At 71.8% G+C, this 20,806-nt stretch carries 20 protein-coding genes; 13 read left to right on the top strand and 7 right to left on the bottom strand.

Annotation, left to right across the window (positions count from 1 at the left end):
* The 3 genes from ABZ215_RS29860 to folP all read left to right on the top strand — a co-directional run.
* Positions 1–557: cyclodeaminase/cyclohydrolase family protein (locus tag ABZ215_RS29860; RefSeq protein ID WP_354953327.1), on the top strand; the 557-nt coding region annotated here is incomplete at its 5' end.
* Positions 554–1,393 carry a bifunctional 5,10-methylenetetrahydrofolate dehydrogenase/5,10-methenyltetrahydrofolate cyclohydrolase gene (locus ABZ215_RS29855; protein ID WP_354953325.1) on the top strand — a complete coding sequence of 280 codons (840 nt, stop codon included), beginning with the start codon at positions 554–556 and terminating at the stop codon, positions 1,391–1,393. The genes ABZ215_RS29860 and ABZ215_RS29855, both read left to right, overlap by 4 nt.
* Before the next feature lie 7 nt (positions 1,394–1,400).
* Positions 1,401–2,240, top strand: a complete 840-nt coding sequence (folP, locus tag ABZ215_RS29850) for a dihydropteroate synthase (protein WP_354953323.1) — start codon at positions 1,401–1,403, stop codon at positions 2,238–2,240.
* Positions 2,241–2,245: 5 nt separating this feature from the next.
* Here folP and ABZ215_RS29845 read toward each other — a convergent pair whose 3' ends face one another.
* Entirely contained in the window at positions 2,246–2,920 is a 675-nt protein-coding gene (locus tag ABZ215_RS29845; RefSeq protein ID WP_027935247.1) for a GntR family transcriptional regulator, read from the bottom strand.
* Between the two features lie 61 nt (positions 2,921–2,981).
* Here ABZ215_RS29845 and ABZ215_RS29840 point away from each other — a divergent pair, with 61 nt between their 5' ends.
* Both ABZ215_RS29840 and purU read left to right on the top strand, forming a co-directional pair.
* A complete protein-coding gene (locus tag ABZ215_RS29840) occupies positions 2,982–4,355 on the top strand; it encodes an L-serine ammonia-lyase (RefSeq protein WP_354953321.1) in 1,374 nt (457 codons plus the stop codon).
* Positions 4,356–4,365: 10 nt separating this feature from the next.
* Positions 4,366–5,214 (top strand): formyltetrahydrofolate deformylase, encoded by an 849-nt coding sequence (purU, locus tag ABZ215_RS29835; RefSeq protein WP_237336930.1) that lies wholly within the window; start codon positions 4,366–4,368, stop codon positions 5,212–5,214.
* A 363-nt stretch (positions 5,215–5,577) separates the two neighbouring features.
* On the opposite strand, the gene ABZ215_RS29830 is transcribed toward purU, so the two are convergent.
* A complete protein-coding gene (locus tag ABZ215_RS29830) occupies positions 5,578–6,366 on the bottom strand; it encodes an IclR family transcriptional regulator (protein WP_237336929.1) in 789 nt (262 codons plus the stop codon).
* A gap of 120 nt (positions 6,367–6,486) precedes the next feature.
* Between ABZ215_RS29830 and ABZ215_RS29825 the strand changes: the two genes are divergently transcribed.
* Positions 6,487–6,807: a bifunctional 3-phenylpropionate/cinnamic acid dioxygenase ferredoxin subunit gene (locus ABZ215_RS29825; RefSeq protein ID WP_020419952.1), complete on the top strand. Its 321-nt coding sequence runs from the start codon at positions 6,487–6,489 to the stop codon at positions 6,805–6,807.
* Entirely contained in the window at positions 6,807–7,970 is a 1,164-nt protein-coding gene (locus tag ABZ215_RS29820) for an FAD-dependent oxidoreductase (RefSeq protein ID WP_354953319.1), read from the top strand. The genes ABZ215_RS29825 and ABZ215_RS29820 overlap by 1 nt, the downstream gene beginning before the upstream one ends.
* A 621-nt stretch (positions 7,971–8,591) precedes the next feature.
* Here the strand turns inward: ABZ215_RS29820 and ABZ215_RS29815 are convergent.
* Complete coding sequence (locus ABZ215_RS29815) at positions 8,592–9,170, bottom strand: TetR family transcriptional regulator (protein WP_354953317.1); 579 nt, start codon at positions 9,168–9,170, stop codon at positions 8,592–8,594.
* Positions 9,171–9,328: 158 nt separating this feature from the next.
* On the opposite strand from ABZ215_RS29815, the gene ABZ215_RS29810 reads away from it, so the two are divergent.
* From ABZ215_RS29810 to betA, 3 genes are read left to right on the top strand one after another with little or no spacing between them, the layout of a single operon-like run.
* A complete protein-coding gene (locus tag ABZ215_RS29810) occupies positions 9,329–10,798 on the top strand; it encodes an aldehyde dehydrogenase family protein (protein ID WP_354953315.1) in 1,470 nt (489 codons plus the stop codon).
* Positions 10,799–10,843: 45 nt separating this feature from the next.
* The gene (locus ABZ215_RS29805; RefSeq protein ID WP_020419958.1) at positions 10,844–12,364 is read left to right on the top strand and encodes an amino acid permease; all 1,521 of its coding nucleotides are present in this window, start codon (positions 10,844–10,846) and stop codon (positions 12,362–12,364) included.
* Positions 12,365–12,375: 11 nt separating this feature from the next.
* Positions 12,376–14,034: a choline dehydrogenase gene (betA, locus tag ABZ215_RS29800; protein WP_354953313.1), complete on the top strand. Its 1,659-nt coding sequence runs from the start codon at positions 12,376–12,378 to the stop codon at positions 14,032–14,034.
* Here the strand turns inward: betA and ABZ215_RS29795 are convergent.
* Positions 14,013–15,032 carry a saccharopine dehydrogenase NADP-binding domain-containing protein gene (locus tag ABZ215_RS29795; RefSeq protein WP_354953311.1) on the bottom strand — a complete coding sequence of 340 codons (1,020 nt, stop codon included), beginning with the start codon at positions 15,030–15,032 and terminating at the stop codon, positions 14,013–14,015. The genes betA and ABZ215_RS29795 overlap by 22 nt on opposite strands.
* A 102-nt stretch (positions 15,033–15,134) precedes the next feature.
* On the opposite strand from ABZ215_RS29795, the gene ABZ215_RS29790 reads away from it, so the two are divergent.
* Positions 15,135–16,070 carry a helix-turn-helix domain-containing protein gene (locus ABZ215_RS29790; RefSeq protein ID WP_354709950.1) on the top strand — a complete coding sequence of 312 codons (936 nt, stop codon included), beginning with the start codon at positions 15,135–15,137 and terminating at the stop codon, positions 16,068–16,070.
* Here the strand turns inward: ABZ215_RS29790 and ABZ215_RS29785 are convergent.
* Entirely contained in the window at positions 16,046–17,431 is a 1,386-nt protein-coding gene (locus ABZ215_RS29785; protein WP_354953309.1) for an MFS transporter, read from the bottom strand. The two genes, ABZ215_RS29790 and ABZ215_RS29785, sit on opposite strands and share 25 nt — an antisense overlap.
* Positions 17,432–17,470: 39 nt before the next feature.
* On the opposite strand from ABZ215_RS29785, the gene ABZ215_RS29780 reads away from it, so the two are divergent.
* On the top strand, positions 17,471–17,821 hold the full coding sequence (locus ABZ215_RS29780) for a helix-turn-helix transcriptional regulator (RefSeq protein WP_020419963.1): 351 nt from the start codon (positions 17,471–17,473) through the stop codon (positions 17,819–17,821).
* On the opposite strand, the gene ABZ215_RS29775 is transcribed toward ABZ215_RS29780, so the two are convergent.
* Positions 17,803–18,453 (bottom strand): TetR/AcrR family transcriptional regulator, encoded by a 651-nt coding sequence (locus tag ABZ215_RS29775; RefSeq protein ID WP_354709952.1) that lies wholly within the window; start codon positions 18,451–18,453, stop codon positions 17,803–17,805. The genes ABZ215_RS29780 and ABZ215_RS29775 overlap by 19 nt on opposite strands.
* Positions 18,454–18,520: 67 nt before the next feature.
* Between ABZ215_RS29775 and ABZ215_RS29770 the strand changes: the two genes are divergently transcribed.
* On the top strand, positions 18,521–19,591 hold the full coding sequence (locus ABZ215_RS29770) for a pyridoxamine 5'-phosphate oxidase family protein (RefSeq protein ID WP_354953307.1): 1,071 nt from the start codon (positions 18,521–18,523) through the stop codon (positions 19,589–19,591).
* A 6-nt stretch (positions 19,592–19,597) separates the two neighbouring features.
* Here ABZ215_RS29770 and ABZ215_RS29765 read toward each other — a convergent pair whose 3' ends face one another.
* Positions 19,598–20,761 carry a phospholipase D-like domain-containing protein gene (locus ABZ215_RS29765; RefSeq protein ID WP_354953305.1) on the bottom strand — a complete coding sequence of 388 codons (1,164 nt, stop codon included), beginning with the start codon at positions 20,759–20,761 and terminating at the stop codon, positions 19,598–19,600.
* Positions 20,762–20,806: the final 45 nt, after the last annotated feature.

Genomic DNA, 20,806 nt, shown 5'->3' with positions numbered 1-20,806 from the left:
GCGGCGCCACCGCCGCGCTGCACGCCGCCCAGGGCGCGGCGCTGGTCGCGATGGTGGCCCGGTACAGCGACGGCGAGAAGTACCGGCAGGACGCCGACGCGATCACGCAGATCCGGGCCAACGCCGACGACCTGCGCACCCTCGCGCTGGCGCTGGCCGAGAAGGACGCCGCCGCGTTCCAGGCCGTCACCCGCGCCTACGCCCTCCCGAAATCCACCGAGCGCGAGAAGGTGGCCCGGTCGCGGGCGATCGGCGCGGCACTGGTGGAGGCCGGCCGGGTCCCGGCCCGCGTCATCGCGGTCGCCAAGCAGATCGTCAACCTCACCGAACGGCTGCAGCCGATCGGCAACCGCAACGTGATCAGCGACGTCGCCGCGGCGGCCGACGCGGCGCGGGCGGCGCTGTCCACGGCCAGGGTGAACGTCGAGATCAACCTGTCCGGCATCGGCGAGGGCCCGGCCCGCGACGAGCTGACCGCGGCGATCGCCACCGTGGACCAGGCGATCGCCCGCGCCGACGACGTGACCACCGCCGTGCGGAAGCAGATCACGCGATGACCGCCGTCCTCAGTGGAACCGAGCTGGGCAGGCAGATCCGGGACGGGGTCTCGGCTGACGCCGCGGCCCTGTCCGAGCGGGGCGTGCACCCCCGCCTGGCCGTCGTGGTCGCCACCGACGACGAGTCCAGCGCCTGGTACGTGCGCTCGATCGCGAAGACCGCGGCCCGCAGCGGTGTGCAGTGCGACGTCGTGGACCTCGGCGCGGCCGCCACCCCGGCCGGCATCACCGCCGAGCTGGAGCGGCTGAGCGCCGATCCGGCGGTGCACGGGATCATCCTGCAGACCCCGCTGCCCGGCGGCGCCCGGCTGGAGGAGCTGGCCACCGCGATCGACCCGGCCAAGGACGTGGACGGCGCCAACCCGCTGTCGCTCGGCCGTCTCACCGCCGGCCTGCCCGCGCACCCGCCGGCGACGGCCGCGGCGGTGCTGGCGCTGCTCGACCACTACGAGGTGCCCCTGGCCGGGCGCCGCGCCGTGGTGGTCGGGCGCTCCACCGTGGTCGGCAAGCCCGCGGCGCAGCTGCTGCTGGCCAGGGACGCGACCGTGACGATCTGCCACCGCCACACCGCGGACCTCGCCGCGTCCACCCGGGAGGCCGACGTCCTCGTGGTGGCCGTCGGCCGGGCCGGGCTGATCACCGCCGAGCACGCCGCCCCGCACGCGGTGGTCGTCGACGTGGGCACCAACCCCACCCCGGACGGCGGCCTCGCCGGTGACGCCGACGCGCGGTCGCTGTCCGGGCGGGTCGCGGCGCTGACACCCGTGCCGGGCGGGGTCGGCCCGGTGACCACCGCGCTGCTGCTCCGGCACACCATCACCGCCGCGTCCCGTTAGGACAGTCATGACCGGGAACCCCCTCGCCGTCCGGACACCGGTGCCGGAGCTGCTGACCGAGCCACGCACCCTGGTCTGCGGCATCGTGAACGTGACGCCGGATTCGTTCTCCGACGGCGGTCTCTTCCACTCCCACGCGGCCGCGGTCGAGCACGGGGAACGGCTGGCGGCCGAGGGAGCCGACCTGCTCGACGTGGGCGGCGAGTCCACCCGGCCCGGCGCCCGTCCGCCCACCCTGGACGAGGAGCTGGACCGGGTGGTGCCGGTGATCGCCCGGCTGGCCCGCGTGGTGGACGTGCCGATCTCGGTCGACACGTCCCGCCCCGAGGTGATGCGTGCCGCGGTGGACGCCGGGGCCGCGATGATCAACGACGTGCGCGCGCTGCGGCACCCCGGCGCCCTGCGGGCCGCGGCCGGGCTCGGGGTGCCGGTGTGCCTGACCCACATGCTCCGGCCCCCGCACCTGATGCAGCGCGATCCGCGCTACACCGACGTGGTCGCCGAGGTGCGGGACTTCCTGCGCGCCCGCATCAAGACCTGCCTGGCGGCCGGCATCCCGGCGGAGCACCTGATCGCCGATCCGGGGTTCGGCTTCGGCAAGACGCTGGAGCACAACCTGGCCCTGCTCGGCGCGCTGCCGGAGTTCCGCGCGCTCGGGGTGCCGCTCATGGTGGGACTGTCCCGCAAGGCGATGCTCGGCCGGCTCACCGGCCGTCCGGTCGGGCAGCGCACGGTCGCGTCGGTGACCGCCGCGGTCCTGGCCGCGCAGCGCGGCGCGAAGATCGTGCGGGTGCACGACGTCGCCGCCACGCGCGACGGCCTCGCGGTCCTGGAGGCGCTGCCGTGAACCGGTCAGATGATCGCGCGGATCGCCTTCTCGAAGCCGGTGACGTGCACGAGGGCCAGCTCGGCCGCGGTGTCCGCGTCACCGTCGGCGATCGCGCGCAGCAGGGCGGTGTGCTCGCCGACGTGCCGGTCGAAGTGCGGCATCCGGTCCAGGAACAGGCAGAAGATGCGGGTCGCCAGGTTGTCGTAGCGGACCAGCGTGTCCTCCAGGTGCGGGTTGCCCGCCGCACGGTAGATCGCGCGGTGCACCCGCAGGTCGCAGCGCATCAGCTCGGTGCGTTCGAGCGCCCGCACGTCCAGGTCGGCGACCTCGTCGGCGAGTTCGGCGAGCTCGGACTTCACGCCCGGTCCGGCGGTCTCGGCGGCGCGCCGGGCGGCGAGGGGTTCCAGCTGGACGCGGATCTCCGAGATGTAGGCCAGGTCGGTGATGTCGACGCCGGTGGCGAACGTGCCGCGCCGCGGGTAGGACACGACCAGCCGGTCGACCTCCAGGCGTTTGAGCGCCTCCCGCACCGGCGTGCGGCCGAGCCCGAGCGACGCGGACAGCGCGGTGTCGTCGATCGGCGCCATCGGCGGGATGTCCAGCATGATCAGCCGGTCCTGGATGGCCGTGTAGGCGCGCTCGGCCAGGGAGACCGGCGGCCCCTCGAGTTCCTGCTGTCGAACGGTCACGAACGCCATCCTCTCCACTGAAAACCACGATCCGCCACTCTGGTATATCAACCCTACATCAGGAGGGACCATGACGGTCTCCGTCTTCGACCTCTTCAAGGTCGGCATCGGTCCGTCCAGTTCGCACACGGTCGGCCCGATGCGGGCCGCGTGCCTGTTCGCCTCCCGCCTGGCGGACACCGGGCTCCTGCCGCGCACGGCGGGGCTGCGCTGCGAGCTGTTCGGCTCGCTCGGCGCGACCGGGCACGGGCACGGCAGCGTCAAGGCCGTCGTGCTGGGGCTGACCGGGGAGCAGCCGCACCTGGTCGACCCGGTCGCCGCCGAGCCCGCGGTGACCGCGGCCCGGGCGGACGGCGCGATCTCGCTGCTCGGCAAGCACCGGATCGCCTTCGCCGTCGACGAGGACATCGTGCTGCACCGCCGGAAGCGGCTGGACTTCCACAGCAATGGCATGGTGTTCACCGCCTTCGACGACGACGGCGAAGTGCTCGACCGGCGCGAGTACTACTCGGTCGGCGGCGGGTTCGTGCTCGACCAGGACGAAACCGGCCGCCGGGCGCTCGTGCCCGATCCCACCCCGGTGCGCTACCCGTTCACCACCGCCGACGGGCTGCTCGCCCACACGCGCGAAACGGGCCTGCGCATCAGCGACCTGATGCTGGCCAACGAATTGTCCTGGCGCGGCGAGGCGGAGATCCGCGCCGGGCTGCTGCGGATCTGGTCGGTGATGCGCGAGTGCGTGCACCGCGGCACGCACACCGGCGGCGTGCTGCCGGGCGGGCTGAAGGTGCGCCGGCGCGCCAACGACCTGCGGGAACGGCTGGAACGCGACTCGGGTGAGCCGGACGCGCTGCACGCCATGGAGTGGGTCACGCTGTTCGCGCTCGCGGTGAACGAGGAGAACGCTGCGGGCGGGCGGGTGGTCACCGCGCCGACCAACGGCGCGGCCGGGATCGTGCCCGCGGTGCTGCACTACGCGGAGAAGTTCCTGCCCGCCTTCGACGACGACGCGGCCGTGCGGTTCCTGCTCACCGCCGGGGCGATCGGGTCGCTGTTCAAGGAGAACGCCTCGATCTCCGGCGCCGAGGTCGGCTGCCAGGGCGAGGTCGGGTCCGCGTGCTCGATGGCCGCGGCCGGGCTGGCGGAGATCATCGGCGGGACCCCGGAGCAGGTGGAGAACGCGGCCGAGATCGGCATCGAGCACAACCTCGGCCTGACCTGCGATCCGGTCGGCGGGCTCGTGCAGATCCCGTGCATCGAGCGCAACGCGATCGCCTCGGTCAAGGCGATCACCGCCGCCCGGATGGCGGTACGCGGCGACGGCCGCCACCACGTGTCGCTGGACAAGGCCATCAAGACGATGCGCGAGACCGGCGCCGACATGAAGGACAAGTACAAGGAGACCGCCCGCGGCGGGCTGGCTCTCAACATCGTGGAATGCTGAGGAGACACCGATGACGCGCTCGTTCACGCTCACCCTGGACTGCCCGAACCGGACCGGGATCGTCCACGCCGTCAGCGCCTACCTCGTCGAGCACGGCGGCAACATCGAGGAGTACCAGCAGTTCGACGACCCGGTGCGCAAGCGGCTGTTCCTGCGCACCAAGGTCACCACCGACGCGGACGTGGACCTCGGCGAGCTGTCCCGCGGTTTCGAACCGGTCGCCGCGGACTTCGCCATGTCGTACGCGTTCCACCCGGACCGCAACGCGCGTGTCCTGGTCATGGTGTCCAAGCAGGGCCACTGCCTCAACGACCTGATCTTCCGCTGGCGAGCGGGCAGTCTGGGCGCCGACATCGTCGCGGTGGTGTCCAATCACGACGATCTGCGCCCGATGGCGGAGGCAGCCGGGCTGCCGTTCCTGCACATCCCGGTGACCCCGGAGACCAAGCCCCAGGCCGAGGCGCGGCTGCTGGAGGTGGTGGAGGAGTACGAGGCGGAGCTGGTCGTGCTCGCCCGGTACATGCAGGTGCTGTCCGACCAGCTGTGCAAGGCGCTGCACGGCCGGGCGATCAACATCCACCACTCGTTCCTGCCCGGGTTCAAGGGCGCGAAGCCCTACCACCAGGCCTACGACCGGGGAGTGAAGCTCGTCGGCGCGACGGCGCACTACGTGACGCCCGACCTGGACGAGGGGCCGATCATCGAGCAGGAGGTCATCCGCATCGACCACACCTATGATCCGCGCGCACTGCAAACGGTAGGCCGCGACGCGGAGGCGCTGGCGCTCTCCCGGGCGGTCCGCTGGCACTGCGAACGCCGCGTCCTGCTCAACGGCAACAGCACCGTGGTCTTCCCCTGACCCGCGGTGCCTGTGGACCCCTCCGTGCAGTGTGGACGCACCGTACTGCTCAACGGCAACAGCATCCCCTGCCGCGCGCCCGCGGCCCGGCTGCTCCGTGCGGAGTGGACACCTGGCCCACGGCGCCGCACACGCGGAACCGCGGCGCCGGGCCACACGTTGCCCCGAACACTCCGCCGACGCATGGTCAACCCCGGCGCCCGCGGACCGACCGGGCCGTGCGTTGTGGGCGCCGCTCTTGTCGCGAACAGCCGCCCGCGTCGCCGAGGCGCCGGCGCTGTCCCGAGCGGTCCGCGGGCACGTGGTCATCCCCCGCCGCCGGCTGCACCGCGCTCACCGCTTCCTGCCGCGGCGGACCAACCGTCAGCGCGGGCCGAGGTAGCCGACGCGGAAGCTGATCTCCTCGGCGCCCGCGACGATCTTCTCGGCGATGTCCGGATAGGACGACGGCTCCATCCGGTACGCCGGCCCGGAGACCGACAGCGCCGCGATCACGTCCCCGTTCGCAGCGCGGATCGGGGCGGCCACCGCGTTCAGCCCGACCTCCAGCTCCTCCACGGTGCACGCCCAGCCGCGCTCGCGGACCTGCTCCAGCTCCTCGGCGAGCTTGGTCCGGTCGGTGCGCGTGTTCGGCGTGAACGCGGGCAGCTCGGCCAGCGCGGACTCCCGGTCGTCGTCGCCGGCCCAGGCCAGCAGGACCTTCCCGCTGGAGGTGGCGTGCAGCGGGGTGCGCTGGCCGATCCAGTTCCGCGCGGTCACCGCCGCCGAGCCGTAGACCTGCATGATGTTGGTCGCCTGCCCCTGGTCCACGACGGCGACGTTCACAGTCTCGTCGAGTTCCGCGGCGAGCCGCTCGCACACCGCGCGGCTCTCCCGGGACAGGTCCAGCCGGGCCGTGGTGGCGCCGGCCAGGCGCACGATGCCGAACCCGAGGCGGTACTTGCCGCGCTCGCTGACCTGTTCCACCAGCTGCCACGCCTCGAGCGCGCCGACGAGGCGGAACGCGGTGGATTTGTGCACGTCCAGTTCCTGGGCGATCTCGGTGACCCCGGCCTCGCCGCGTCTGGCGAGGATGTCCAGGATGGCGATCGCCCGGTCCACCGACTGGACCTGACTCGCGGACCCGTTCGTAGAGCGCTCGTTGTTCCGCATACCGCAACTCTACTCACATGACACAATTTCCCACTTCCGGGCCTTGACCGCTCCCCCCACGCTGCCGCACTCTGTTGCGGATAGCACGTGTAGTTGTGCATTACACAACGGAGCCGCCTCATGATTCCCGTCTGCGCTCTCCAGGACCTCCCCGTCGGCGAAGCCGTCCGCATCGAAGCCGAAGTGCCGATCGCGGTGTTCAACGTCGACGGCACGCTGTACGCGATCGACGACACCTGCACCCACCAGGACGCCTCACTGGCCGACGGCTGGCTGGACGGCTGCGCGGTGGAGTGCCCCCTGCACGCCGCCTGCTTCGACCTGCGCACCGGCATGCCGAGCGGGCCCCCGGCCAAGAAGCCGGTGCGCACGCACGAGGTCGTCGTGGTCGACGGGCAGATCTACGTCAACGTCAACGCGCCGCAGCGGATGGGGGTCTGATGCGCGTGATCGCCATCGCCGGCGCGTCGCTGGCCGGCCTGTCCACGGCGCGCGCGCTGCGGGAGGCCGGCTTCGACGGGCGGGTGGTCGTCGTCGGCGACGAGCCGCACCGGCCCTACGACCGGCCGCCGCTGTCGAAGGAGTTCCTCGCCGGCACGATGTCCGCCGCCGACCTGGCGCTGGAGAGCGACGACGAGGACCTGGACGTGGACTGGCGCCTGGGCGCGCGGGCCGTGGCACTGGACCCGGCACTGCGGACCATCGTGCTCGGCTCGGACGAGCGGATCACCTGCGACGGCGTGGTCCTGGCGACCGGCGCGCGGGCCCGCCGCCTGCCGGGCGAGCCCCTCGCCGGTGTGCACACGCTGCGCACCCTGGACGACGCGATCGCGCTGCGAGCCGAACTGGTCCCCGGCGCACGGCTGGTGGTGATCGGCGCCGGGTTCATCGGGGCCGAGGTCGCCTCGACCGCCCGCGGGCTCGGCCTGGCGGTCACGGTGGTCGAGCAGCAGGCCGTGCCGCTCGCCGGACCGCTCGGCGTCGAGCTGGGCGGCGTGTGCGCGGCGCTGCACGGCGAGCACGGGGTCGAGCTGATCACCGGCGTCGGCGTGGCGGGGCTGACCGGCGCGGAACGGGTGCGGTCGGTGCACCTGACCGACGGCCGCGAGCTGCCTGCCGACGTCGTGGTGGTGGGGGTCGGCGCGGTGCCGAACACCGAGTGGCTGGCCGGGTCCGGCCTGGACGCGGAGCGGGGCGTGCGCACGGACGCCCGGTGCGCGACCGGCATCCCGTCGGTGGTGGCGGTCGGCGACTGCGCGGTGTCGCACAACCCGTTCGCCGGCGCCGAGATCCGGCTCGAACACTGGACCAACGCGCTCGAGCAGCCGGCCACCGCCGCGGCGACCCTGCTCGGGCACGAGCAGCTGCCCAGCCCACGCGCGCCCTACTTCTGGTCCGATCAGTACGGGGCGCGCCTGCAGTTCGCGGGCCACCGCCGCGACGGCGACCGGATGGAGATCGTCGACGGCGACCCGGCAGCGCACCGGTTCACGGCGGTGTTCCGGCGGGGCGACCGCCCGGTGGCGGTGTTCGCGATGAACCAGCCGAAGGTGTTCGGCCGCTGGCGCCGCGAGCTGCGCGCCACCGCTCCCGAACCGGTATGAGCGGGCCGTTCATGCCGCGATGACGGGGCTGTGGTGGGTGGATGAACGGTCCGTTCATGCCTTGGCGGGTGGGTGGGCCGGTGGCGCTTCGGGGCGGCTGGGCATCTCGCGCCCCGATGAACGGTCCGTTCACACGTTCGCGGGTGGGCCAGTCGCGGGTCGATGAATGACCCGTTCATGCCCTCCCGAGTGGGTGGGCCGGTGGCTCCGCGATGAACGGTCCATTCATCCCTTGGGCGTGGGTCAACATGTCCTTGCTTGACGAATGGGCCGTTCATGCCGCCGCGGAGTCTGTGGTGGGTGGATGAACGGTCCGTTCATGCCTTCGGGGCGGCTGGGCATCTCGCGCCCCGATGAACGGTCCGTTCACACGTTCGCGAGTGGGCCAGTCGTGCGTCGATGAATGGACCGTTCATGCCTTCGCGAGCCAGTGGACCGACGGTGCCGCGATGAACGGTCTATTCATCCCTTGGGAGCGAGCCAGCATGGCCTGATGAATGGTCCGTTCATGCCCCGAACGACTGGGCATGTCGCGCCCCGATAAATGGCCCGTTCATCGAGGCGCAGGTGGACCAGTTGCGCATCGATGAACCACCCGTTCATCGCGCGGCCGCTAACCGCTCAGGAAGCAGGACCGCCGATCGCGCGACGAAACAGCGCCTCGATGTCCGAAATAGACGGTGTGCCGTCCGCGATCGCCAACTGCATCAGCAAACCGCAGAACAATCCGGCCAGCAGGCGCCCGGTCAGGGCGTCCGTCCGGGAGCCGAACAGCTCGATCAGCGCGTCGTCCCACGCCGCGCTCACCGGGCGCAACCGGGGGCGGTGCATGGCCGCCACGTAGAGGTCGTACTCGACCACCGTGTGCGGGCCCTCGTCACGCACGTACCGCATCACCAGCTCCGCCAGCGCGGCCGCGAAGTCCGCGTCCGGCGGCACGCTGCGCTCCCACTCCCGCAGGCGGCGGACGTTGTCCTCGGCCGCCTGGCTCAGCGCGACCTCGAGCAGGTCGTCCAGAGTGCGGAAGTGGTACGTGGTCGACCCCAGCGGCACCCCCGCCGCCGCGGCGACCGCCCGGTGGGTCAGCCCGTCGATCCCCCGCTCGGCCACCACGTCGATCGCCGCCCGCGCGATCTTCGTGCGCCGCCCGGGATCGTTGGGACGCTGCCGGCGCGATCCGGCCGCCTGCCCTGACACCACCGCGCACACCCCTCACCTGCGAAGACACCCGGTTAACACGATCGTAGCCGACGAGTATGGACATCCGTACGCACTCTCATGTACAAATGTACGCACTGAAGTGCCGCGCATCACATCTCCCGCGCCGGCGTTGCCCGCTACCGCATCGGAAAGGGCTCATGAAGGACCTGTACATCGACGGGAACTGGACCGAGGGGCGCGACGGGTCCCGCACCGACGTCCGCAACCCCTACGACGCCTCCGTCATCCAGACGGTCGCCCTCGCCGGCCCGGAGGACGTGGACCGGGCCGTCAAAGCCGCACGAGCGGCGTTCCGCCCCGGCTCGCCGTGGCGCCGCACCACCGCGGCCGACCGCGCCGAACTGCTCGGCCGCATCGCCGACCTGCTGATCCGCGACCGCGAGGACATCGCCCGCACCGAAAGCCTCGACACCGGCAAGACCCTCGCCGAAGGGCGCATCGACGTCGACGACGTGGTCGCGGTGTTCCGCTACTACGCCGCGGCGATCGCGCAGGAGGCCGGGCGCGTGGTGGACACCGGGAACCCGGCCGCGATCAGCCGGATCGTGCACGAGCCGGTGGGCGTCTGCGCGCTGATCGCCCCGTGGAACTACCCGCTGCTGCAGATCTCCTGGAAGATCGCCCCCGCGCTGGCGGCGGGCAACACGATGGTGCTCAAGCCGAGCGAGCTCACCCCGCTGACCACCATCCGGCTCGTCGCGCTCGCCGAGGAGGCCGGTGTGCCGCCGGGCGTGGTGAACCTGCTGCTCGGCCCTGGCGCGGTCGGCGCCGCGATGGTCGAGCACCCCGGGGTCGACCTGGTGTCGTTCACCGGCGGGCTCGCGACCGGCGAGAAGATCATGGCCGCCGCGGCGCGCGGCGTCCGCCGGGTGGCGCTGGAACTCGGCGGCAAGAACCCCAACGTGGTCTTCGACGACGCCGATTTCGACACCGCAGTCGACCTCGCCCTCAACGCCGCGTTCGTCCACTCCGGACAGGTCTGCTCGGCGGGCGCCCGGCTGATCGTGCAGAACGGGATCCATGACCGCTTCGTCGGCGAGCTCGCCCGGCGCGCCGAGCGGATCCGGCTCGGCAACGGGCTCGACCCGGACACCGAGTGCGGTCCGCTGATTTCCGAGCAGCACCGTGCGAAGGTGGAGGGCTACATCGCCGGGGCGATCGCCGACGGCGCCACCCTGCGCGCGGGCGGCACGAGGCCCGAGGATCCCGCGCTGCGCAACGGTTTCTTCCTCCGGCCGACGGTGTTCAGCGACTGCACCCGCGACATGGCCGTGGTGCGCGAGGAGGTGTTCGGCCCGGTGGTCACGGTGGAACGGTTCGCCACCGAGGAGGAAGCCGTCGAGCTGGCCAACGACACCGACTACGGCCTCGCCGGCGCCGTGTGGACCTCCGACGCCGGCCGCGCCCAGCGGGTGGCCGGGGCGCTGCGCCACGGCACGGTCTGGATCAATGACTACCACCCGTACCTGCCGCAGGCGGAGTGGGGCGGCTTCGGCAAGTCCGGCGTCGGCCGCGAACTGGGCCCGTCCGGCCTGCACGAGTACCGCGAGACCAAGCACATCTACCACAACATCGATCCCCGGCCGCAGCACTGGTTCAAGGGCTGACCGGGACTCCCCTCTCCACGCCGCAGTACTGAAGAGGAGGCGCGCGTGAGCACCAGCAACGACCACGGACTGTCCGAGTTCGGGTACCGGCAGTCCCTCGACCGCAGCATCGGCAAGTTCGCGAGTTTCGCCGCCGGGGTCAGCTACATCTCCATCCTCACCGGCACGTTCCAGCTGTTCTACTTCGGGTTCGGCACCGGCGGGCCGGCCTACTGGTGGTCCTGGCCGATGGTCTTCGTCGGGCAGATCGCGGTGGCCCTGTGCTTCGCCGAGCTGGCCGCCCGCTACCCGGTCGCCGGTTCGGTCTACAACTGGTCCAAGAGACTCGCCGGGCCCACCACGTCGTGGCTGGCAGGCTGGATGATGTTCACCGCCTCCGTGGTCACCCTGGCCAGCGTGGTGCTGGCCTACCAGGTCACGCTGCCGCAGCTGTGGTCCGGCTTCCAGCTGGTCGGCGACGGCAGCGGCGCCCACGACTTCGGGATCTCCGCGGTGATCTGGGGCGCGGTGCTGATCCTGTTCACCACGCTGGTGAACGCCTTCGGCGTGAAGCTGATGGCGCGCATCAACAGCATCGGCGTGTTCATCGAGCTGATCGCGGCGGTCCTGCTGGTCGTCATCCTCGCGGTGAACGTGGTGCGCGGCCCCGGTGTCTTCGTCGACACGCACGGGCTCGGCGAGGGGCACGTGGGTGGCTACGCCGGCGTGTTCCTGGTGGCCGCGATCGCCTCGGCCTACGTCATGTACGGCTTCGACACGGCGAGCTCACTCGGCGAGGAGACCGTCAACCCGCGGCGCACCGCGCCGGTGGCGATCCTGCGCGCGGTCATCGCGTCGTTCGTGATCGGCGGGCTGATCCTGCTGTTCGCCATCATGGCCGCGCCCGACCTGTCCGATCCGCGGCTGGGCACGTCGTCGGGCGGGCTGCAGCTGATCGTGCTGCAGGTGCTCGGCGGGCCGCTGGGCAAGGTGTTCCTGGGCTGCATCGTCGTCGCCATCACGGTGTGCGCGCTGGCCGTGCACACCGCCGGGATCCGGCTGATGTTCGCGATGGCCCGCGACAACGCCCTGCCGTTCGGGGTGCGGCTGGCGCGGATTAACGCCAAGACCGGCACCCCGGTGGTCCCGGCGATCCTCATCGGCGCGGTCGCGGTGGCGATCCTGCTGGTCAACATCGGGACACCGCAGATCTTCACCGCGGTCACCAGCGTCGCGGTGGTCATGATCTACCTGGCCTACCTGCTGGTGACGGTGCCGATGCTGGTCAAGCGGCTGCGTGGCGGGTGGTCGGGCCGCGACGCCGGCGGCCACTTCTCGCTCGGGCGGCTCGGCCTGCCGGTCAACGTCGTCGCCGTGCTGTGGGGCGCCGGGATGGCCGTGAACCTGGCGTGGCCGCGCGAGCAGATCTACGGCGGCGGGGCGCTGCGCTGGATGGCCCTGATCTTCATCGGGATCGTCGCCGCGATCGGCCTGGCGTGGTTCCGGCTCCGCGGCCGCCACCGCCTTGGCACGCTCCCCGAACACCAGGCCGACCGCGGCGACCGGCTCGTCGACGAGCTTTCCTGAGGAGGACGAACGTGAGCACCGAGAACTACGACTTCATCATCGTCGGCGGCGGCTCGGCCGGGTGCGTGCTGGCCAACCGGCTGTCGGCCGATCCGAAGGTGAAGGTGCTGGTGCTGGAGGCGGGCCGGTCGGACGCCAAGTGGGACGTGTTCGTGCACATGCCCGCCGCGCTGACCTTCCCGATCGGCAGCCGCTTCTACGACTGGGGCTACCGCAGCGAGCCGGAGCCGTTCATGAACCGGCGGCGCATCTACCACGCGCGCGGCAAGATCCTCGGCGGGTCGAGCAGCATCAACGGCATGATCTTCCAGCGGGGCAACCCGATGGACTACGAACGCTGGGCAGCCGACCCCGGCATGTCCGGCTGGGACTACGCGCACTGCCTGCCCTACTTCCAGCGCATGGAGAACTGCCTCGCCGACCCGCCGGACGGGCGCTGGCGCGGGCACGACGGCCCGCTGGAACTGGAGCGCGGACCGGCGTCGAACCCGTTGTTCCAGGCGTTCTTCGAGGCCGCGGAACAGGCCGGGTACCCGCGCACGGACGACGTGAACGGCTACCGGCAGGAGGGGTTCGCGCCCTTCGACCGGAACGTGCGCCGCGGCCGCAGGCTCTCCGCCGCCCGCGCCTACCTGCACCCGGTGCGGCACCGGAAGAACCTGACCGTGCAGACCCGCGCGTTCGTGTCGCAGGTCCTGTTCCGCGGCAACCGCGCCGTCGGGGTGGAGTACTCGACCGGGCGGAGCGCGCCGCGCGAGGTGTACGGCAAGGAGGTCGTGCTGTGCGGCGGGGCGATCAACACGCCGCAACTGCTGCAGCTGTCGGGCGTGGGCAACGCGGCCGAGCTGCGCCGGCTCGGCATCGACGTGGTCCACGACCTGCCCGGTGTGGGTGAGAACCTGCAGGACCACCTCGAGGTGTACATCCAGTACGACTGCAAGGAGCCGGTGTCGATGCAGCCGCACCTGGCGACGTGGAAGCGCCCACTGATCGGCGCGCAGTGGCTGTTCCTGCGGTCCGGTCCGGGTGCCACGAACCACTTCGAGGGCGGCGGTTTCGTGCGCAGCAACGACACCGTGGCCTACCCGAACCTGATGTTCCACTTCCTGCCGATCGCGATCCGCTACGACGGCTCGGTGCCCGCCGGAGGACACGGCTACCAGGTCCACGTGGGACCGATGTACGCCGACACCCGCGGCAGCGTGAAGATCACGTCGACGGACCCGCGGCGGCACCCGGCGCTGCGGTTCAACTACCTGTCCACGGAGAACGACCGGCGCGAGTGGGTGGAGGCCGTGCGGGTGGCCCGCAAGATCCTCAACCAGCCCGCGCTGGACCGCTACAACGGCGGCGAGATCTCCCCCGGCCCCGGCGTCGAGACCGACGAGCAGATCCTGGACTGGGTGGCGAAGGACGCGGAGACCGCACTGCACCCGTCCTGCACGGCGAAGATGGGCGTCGACGAGATGTCCGTTGTGGACCCCGGGTCGATGCGGGTGCACGGCACGGAGGGCCTGCGGGTGGTGGACGCGTCGGTGATGCCCTACATCACCAACGGCAACATCTACGCGCCGGTGATCATGACCGCGGAGAAGGCGGCGGACCTGATCCTCGGCAACACCCCGCTGGCGCCGATCAAGGAGCCGTTCTACCGGCACAACGCCGGCTGAGACACCGACAGGTGCGGCGCCAGCGCGCGCAGGAAGTCCGGCGCGTCGAACGCCGCACCTGCGGACACCACGCCCGTCGCCCGGGTCCGTCCACTCAGGATCCGGGCGACGGCCTCCACCGCGAGCGGCGCGCTGATCGCGTAGATGTCCTGCCCGGCGGCGGAGATCCGGCGCTCCTCGGCGCCGCGGCGGACCACGACGTCGACGACGAAGGTCTGTGCCGAGCGGCCCCGCTCGTCGACGGCGGCCGGGGCCGCGGCGCCGGGCGCGGCCAGGTCCGCCGCCGCCTTGGCCGTCATGTAGGTGCGCACCTCGGGCACGTCCAGGTGGGTGGGGACGGTGACGATGTCGGCCATGCTGAACTCCCCGATGACGTCCTGCGACCCGAGCGGCGCGGGGAACTCCCACTCCAGCGTCGGCAGGGCGTCGTCGTGGTACTCCAGCCGTCCGCCGGTGTAGCGGACGCGCCGGTCGTCCCGCCGCTGCCGCGACACCGCCCCCGCCGCGAGCGTCCCGGCGGTGGGGTGCCAGCTGCTCAGGCCGTAGGCGAGGTGCACCTCGTCGGCCGCCGTCCAGTCCCCCATGGCGGCGGTGACCAGCAGGTCGCCGAGGCCGCCGAAGAACGCCATCGCCGGGACGACCACGTTCTCCCCCGCCCGCTCCGCGAAGTGGGCGAAGGTGTCGGCGTTCGCCTCGATCTCGGCGGCCACGTCGACGTACGGGATGCCCGCCCGCAACGCCGCCTCGATCAGCGGGGCGGCGGTCGTCGCGAAGGGCCCGGCGCAGTTGATCACGGCGTCCGCCCCGGCGAGGGCGCGGTCCAGTGCGGCCGGGTCGTCGACGGCCGCCGGCCGCACTTCGAGGTCCGGCTGCGCCACCGCCAGGAGCTTCTCCCGGTCGCGGCCCAGCAACAGCGGGACGTGCCCGCGCTCGCGCAACTCCGCGACCACGAACCGCCCGGTGTGTCCGTACGCCCCGTACACCGCAACCCGTCCCATGCCTGCTCCCAGGTGCTCGAAGTGATCCGCTGCGGGTAATCCTGTCCGGCCGGGCCCCTGCTGCCCAGTGTCCGGAATGACACGACCCGTACACTTTCGGACATGAACTCTGTCGCCGTCGCCACCACCGACGGCATGCTGCACTTCGAACTGGCGCTGGCCTGCGAGGTCTTCGGCTCGCCGCCGGACGCCGTGCGCGTCCCCTGGTACGACCTCAGCGTGTGCGGCGCGCGCCCGGTGCGGGCCGGCCGGTTCCGGGTCGAGCCGGACGGCGGTTTCGACCGGCTGGCCGAGGCGGACACCGTGATCGTCCCCGCGCTGGCCGACGTCGACGAGGACCCGCCCGCCGACCTGGTCGACGCGGTGCGCGCGGCTCACGAGTCGGGCGCGCGGGTGGTGTCGCTGTGCACCGGCGCGTTCGTGCTCGCGGCCGCGGGCCTGCTGGACGGGCTGCGCGCGACCACCCACTGGGCGCACACGGACGAACTCGCCGCGCGCTACCCGCGGGTGACCGTGGACCCGGACGTCCTCTACGTGGACAACGGCCGCGTCCTCACGTCCGCGGGCAAGGCGGCGGCGATGGACCTGTGCCTGCACCTGGTGCGTCTCGACCACGGCTCGGCGATCGCGAACGTGGTCGCCCGCCGCCTGGTCGTGCCGCCGCACCGGGAAGGCGGGCAGGCGCAGTTCGTCAGCACGCCGGTGCCGGAGGACGACGGCCATCCGCTGGCCGAGCTGCTGCCGTGGGTGATGCGGCGGCTGGACCAGCCGTTGACGGTGGAGGACCTGGCGCGCCAGGCGAACCTGAGCTCACGGCACCTGGCCCGGCACTTCCGCGCCGTCACCGGCACCACCCCGCTGCGGTGGCTGCTGGCGCAACGGATCCGCCGCGCGCAGGAGCTGCTGGAGAGCACGGACGACAGCATCGACGCGATCGCCGCCGCCGCGGGTATGGGCACCGCGACGACGCTGCGGCGTCACTTCCACCGCGCGGTCGGGGTGCCGCCGGACACCTACCGCCGCACGTTCCGCGCCTGAAGCTCCGACCTGGCGATCAGCCACCACGCACCGGCCGCGCCCGCGAGGTAGGCGACGCCGAGGAGCAGGAAGGACAGGCCGGCGCCGCGGCCCCAGTCCGTGACGGCGCCGAGCACGACACTCATCGCCGCGACGCCCACCAGCGTGCCGATCTGGCGGTTGGCGTTGAGCACGGCGCCGGCCACGTTCGCGTGCGCGACTCCGGCGAACTCGACCAGCGCGGCGGTCATCCCGGGCGAGATGATGCCCGCGCCGACGTTGGCCACCGCGACGGCGACGGCCAGGACCCAGTACGGCGTCTCGGTCGACATGCCGACCATGGCGAGCGACGCGATGCCGGCGACGAGCAGGAAGACCGTCAGCAGCACCCCGTTCGGGATCCGGCCCGCGATGCGCGAGTAGACCAGGTTGCCCAGCGGGAACCAGATCGTCATCGGCAACAGCTCCAGCCCGGCGAGGAGCGGACCGGCGTCGCGGGCGTGCTGGAAGTACAGGCTGAGCATGAACATGCCGCCGTAGACGGCGAAGTTGAACAGGAACCCGACCAGGTTCGCGCCGGTGAAACCCGCGCCGCGGAACAGGTTCCACGGCATGACCAGGTTCTCGGCCCGCCGTTCGCGGGCGACGAGCGCGGCGGCGGCGAGGCCCAGCACCACGTACGCGGCCAGCACCGGGCGCGCCAGCCAGCCCAGCCGCGGACCTTCGATGAGCGCGAAGCTCAGCGCGGCGAGCGCCGCGATCCACAGGGCGTGCCCGGGCACGCCCAACCGGACGCGGCGCCCGTCGACCGCTGGTATGCAGCGCCGGGTCAGCAGGATGCCGGCGACGCCGATGGGCAGGTTGAGCAGGAAGATGCTGGGCCAGCTGAAAGCGCTTACCAAGAGCCCGCCGAGGGTCGGCCCGAGCGCGGCCGAGGTGGCGACGATCGCCGACCACAGCCCGAGCATGCGGGTGCGCCGGCGCTTGTCGGGGAACGAGAACACCAGCAGGGACAAGGAACTCGGCATGAACAACGCGGCGCCCAGGCCCTGGACGAGCCGTGCGGCGATGAGCACCCCGGCCGTGGGCGCGAGCGCGCAGGCAAGCGAGGCGGCGAAGAAGACCGCCATGCCGGCCAGGTAGACGGCCCGCGCGCCGAACCGGTTCGCCAGGCCACCCGCGAGCATCAGCAGCGAGGCGAACACCAGCACGTAGCCGTCGACGATCCAGGTGAGTTCGGAAAGCGAGGCGCCGAGCTGCTGCTGGATCGCGGTGCCGGCGACGTTGACGACGGTCACGTCGAGCGAGGCCATGACGAAGCCGGTGGCGAGCGCGGCGAGTTTCATGCCGGACGAGTCACGCACGGTAAGTACGATAGTCATCAAACTTCATGGTGGTCAAACTTCGACGATCATCGTAATATGGGTGCCGTGACGGACCGGATCAACGACCACCCCGCCGCGGAGGACATCACGCTGCAGGGCGTGCTCGACGCGCTGACCGACCCGGTGCGGCGCAGCATCGTGCGGCAACTCGCCGATTCGGGCGAGGACATGGCGTGCGGCACGTTCGACATCAACGTCACCCGGTCGACCAGCACGCACCACTTCAAGGTCCTGCGGCAGGCCGGGATCATCCGGCAGCACTACCAGGGCACGGTGAAGCTGAACGAGCTCCGCCGGGCCGACCTGGAGCGCGCCTTTCCCGGCCTGCTGGACACGATCATCGAGTCCGCCCGCCGGGAGGCGGGCCGTCAGCGCGCGTCCGCGTGACCGCCCTGCGCGGGGCGGTCCCCGCGCAGGTACCGGGTCACCATGGCGACCAGCTCGTTCTCCAGCGCCGCGGTCCCGATGGTCCGCGGATCGGCCATCGCCCGGTGGGTGTTCGTCTCCACGGTGAACACGATCAGCTCCGCCGCGGTGTCCAGGTCCCGCACACCCACATCGGGGTGCCGGGCGAGCAGGTCGCGCACCTGACCGACGCGCATCTTCCCGTGCCGGTCGATCGTGTCGAGGAGCTCCCGCGAAACCGGCGCCTGCTCGATCATGATCCGCAGCAGCTGGGGATCGTCGCGGTGGTTGTCGATCGCGTCCCGCACCAGGGCCCGGACCAGCTCCTCCAGGCTGCCCGGTGACAGGTCGAGCTGGTCGGCGGGCGTCCACCGGCCGCGGTCGATGTGCCGCACCAGCAGCTCCGCGAGGATGGCGTCCTTGTTCGGGAAGTACTGGTACAGCGAGCCGATCGAGATGGCGGCGCGCTCGGCGATGCGGTTGGTGGTGCCGGCGGCGTAGCCGTGCTCGGCGAAAACGTGAGCAGCGGCGGTGAGGATGCGCTCGCGGGTGAGCTCCGCGCGCACCTGCCGGGGCTTGCGACGTGCTTGAAGGCGACGGTCGTCCGACGGCATCGCACATCCTCCTCGTGGCGCGGAAAGCGAGTAGCCAAAAAGCTGAGCTATTGCTCACAATAGTGGCATGACCTGCGCTAACGCACCACACCAGCTCACCACTGTGGACGAGGTCGAGTCCATCGTCGGGCGCCCGGCGCCGATGATCACGCTCAAGCAGATCTCCGTCCTCGACGAGGGCTGCCGGGCCGTCCTGGCCCGCTCGCCGATCGCGGCCGTCGGCTACCGGGACGCCGGCGGCGCGAGCCGGACGACGTTCCTCGGCGGCGCGCCGGGGTTCGTCCGCGTCCACTCGGCCACCCGGTTCTCGTTCACCCTGGACGACGACGTGCGGGGTGCGGTCTCGTTCTTCTTCCTCCTGCCGGGTGTCGGGGAAGTGTTGCGCGTCAACGGTTCCGTGGCCAAGCGGAAGGGCGAGCGGGTTTTCGCCGACGTCACGGAGGCCTACGTCCACTGCGCGCAGGCCATCCTCCGGTCCCGGCTGTGGCAGCCCCGCGATCCGGCCGGGCAGGCCGCCGCACCCGGAGGTGACGGTCCACTGTGCCAGACCGGAATCGCCGAGTTCCTCTCCGCGGCCCCGTTCCTCGCGCTGTCCACTTGGGACTCCTCCGGCGGGAGCGACACGAGCCCGCGCGGGGACCGGGAGGCGGTGGCGCGGATCGTGGACGGCCGCACGCTCGTCATCCCGGACCGGAAGGGCAACAAGCGCGCCGACACGCTGCACAACCTGCTGCAGGACGACCGGCTGTCGTTCGCCGCGCTCGTCCCGGGCCGGGACGAGGTGCTGCACGTCCGCGGGCGGGGCGCGATCACCGTCGACCCGGCACATCTGGAGCCTTTGGCGCTGCGCGGGAAGCCGCCGCACGCGGCGCTGCTCATCACCGTCGAGGACGCGGAGATCGCCGTCAACGACGCCGTGGTGAATTCGCAGCCGTGGAATCCCGGCGCCGACCGTGACCCGGTGCCGGATCTCCTTGCCGTGGCGGGAAAACACGTAGCCGCGAACTCGGCGACGGCCGCGGGCGGCGCCTTCCTGCTCAAGGCGGTCCCGGGCGCGAACCGGCTGCTGCGTCGGGTGATGGACCGCACCTACCGCTCGGGCCTGCGGAAAGAGGGCTACGAAGAGCCGCCCCGCTGAGCCGGGTTACGGAGCGTCGGCGGCCGCGTTCCACATCGTCGCAAAGTTGGCCTCGTACTGGTCGTACAGAGAGCCGACGTTCGTCTTGATCATCGCTTCGTCGTTGCGACGCAGGGAGGTCTGGTTGAAGTTCGGGCTGCCGGTCAGCACCCAGCGGGCGTGCCGGTCGGCGCCGTAGTCGCCCTCCAGCAGCAGGTACTTCGAGTGGATGCGGCCCGCCGCGCCGCCGTCGAGAGCGCGCAGCGTGATGTTCGGCTGCGACTCCAGCACCGCGCGGACCTCGTCGTCGAGCAGGCCGTGCACGATGTCGACCCGGCAGCCCCGGCCGGCCAGTTCCGCGAGCCGCTCGGCGATCCCGATCCGGTAGACGTCCCATTCGGACATCCCAATGCGGATGGTCGTCGGCGTGCGGCACCCAGCCACGGCGAGGAACTCGACGATCGGGTCGCGCTCGGCGAAGGGGTGGAAGTAGGCCGTCACCGAGCCGCCCCGCATCCCCGTCCGCGTCACGTGCGCGTAGTCGCCGGTGGCGCGCTCGGCGGCGAGGTCCTCGAAGTAGGCGTTGTAGGACCGGTAGAGCCTGGTGTTGCCGGCGAACGTGGCCGCGTTGTTCCAGTAGCTGACGGAGTTGAGGTCGGTGAAGTTGGCCGAGGACTGCACGACCACCTCGGACTGCCCGCCGGTGCGCGAGAACAGGTAGAACTTGTTGTGGTTGCCCTTGGTGCCGATGCAGGCCGCGGTGTTGCCCTCCGGCGAGAGCCGGCTGCACACGTGCAACCACGACGGCCGTGACTCGTCCGTGCCCAGCGCCTCCCGCAGCGACTGCACGGCCGGATTGGCGACCTGCCACCCGTCGAGGACCACCTGGACGTCCACCCCGCGGCGGTGGGCGGCGACCAGTTCGGTGGCGAAGTCCAGCCCGGCCTGGCCGGAGATCACGAAGTGGGCGATCCGGATGCGGGACCCGCGGGGCGCCTGCTTGACCAGGCTGCAGATCTGCCGCACCACCGCGGTCGGATCCCCGCCGGCCGGATCGTTGAACACCGCGCCGGTGGCCACCCTTGCCGCGGGCGCGCCGGCGCACGGACGCTCGTCGGCCGCGGCGGTGGCGGCCCCGGGCACCAGGGTGACCGCGAGCACGGCGGCGACGAGCACGGACTTCAATCGCATCGTCCACTTCCTTCCGTTCGATGCGACCCTCTCCCGGACGGACGA

The organism is Amycolatopsis sp. NPDC006131 (assembly GCF_040614175.1).
In the GTDB taxonomy this organism is placed as follows: Bacteria; Actinomycetota; Actinomycetes; order Mycobacteriales; family Pseudonocardiaceae; genus Amycolatopsis_E; species Amycolatopsis_E tucumanensis.
Note: the sequence above shows the minus strand (reverse complement) of the source record. Positions and strands in the feature narration are given on the sequence as shown.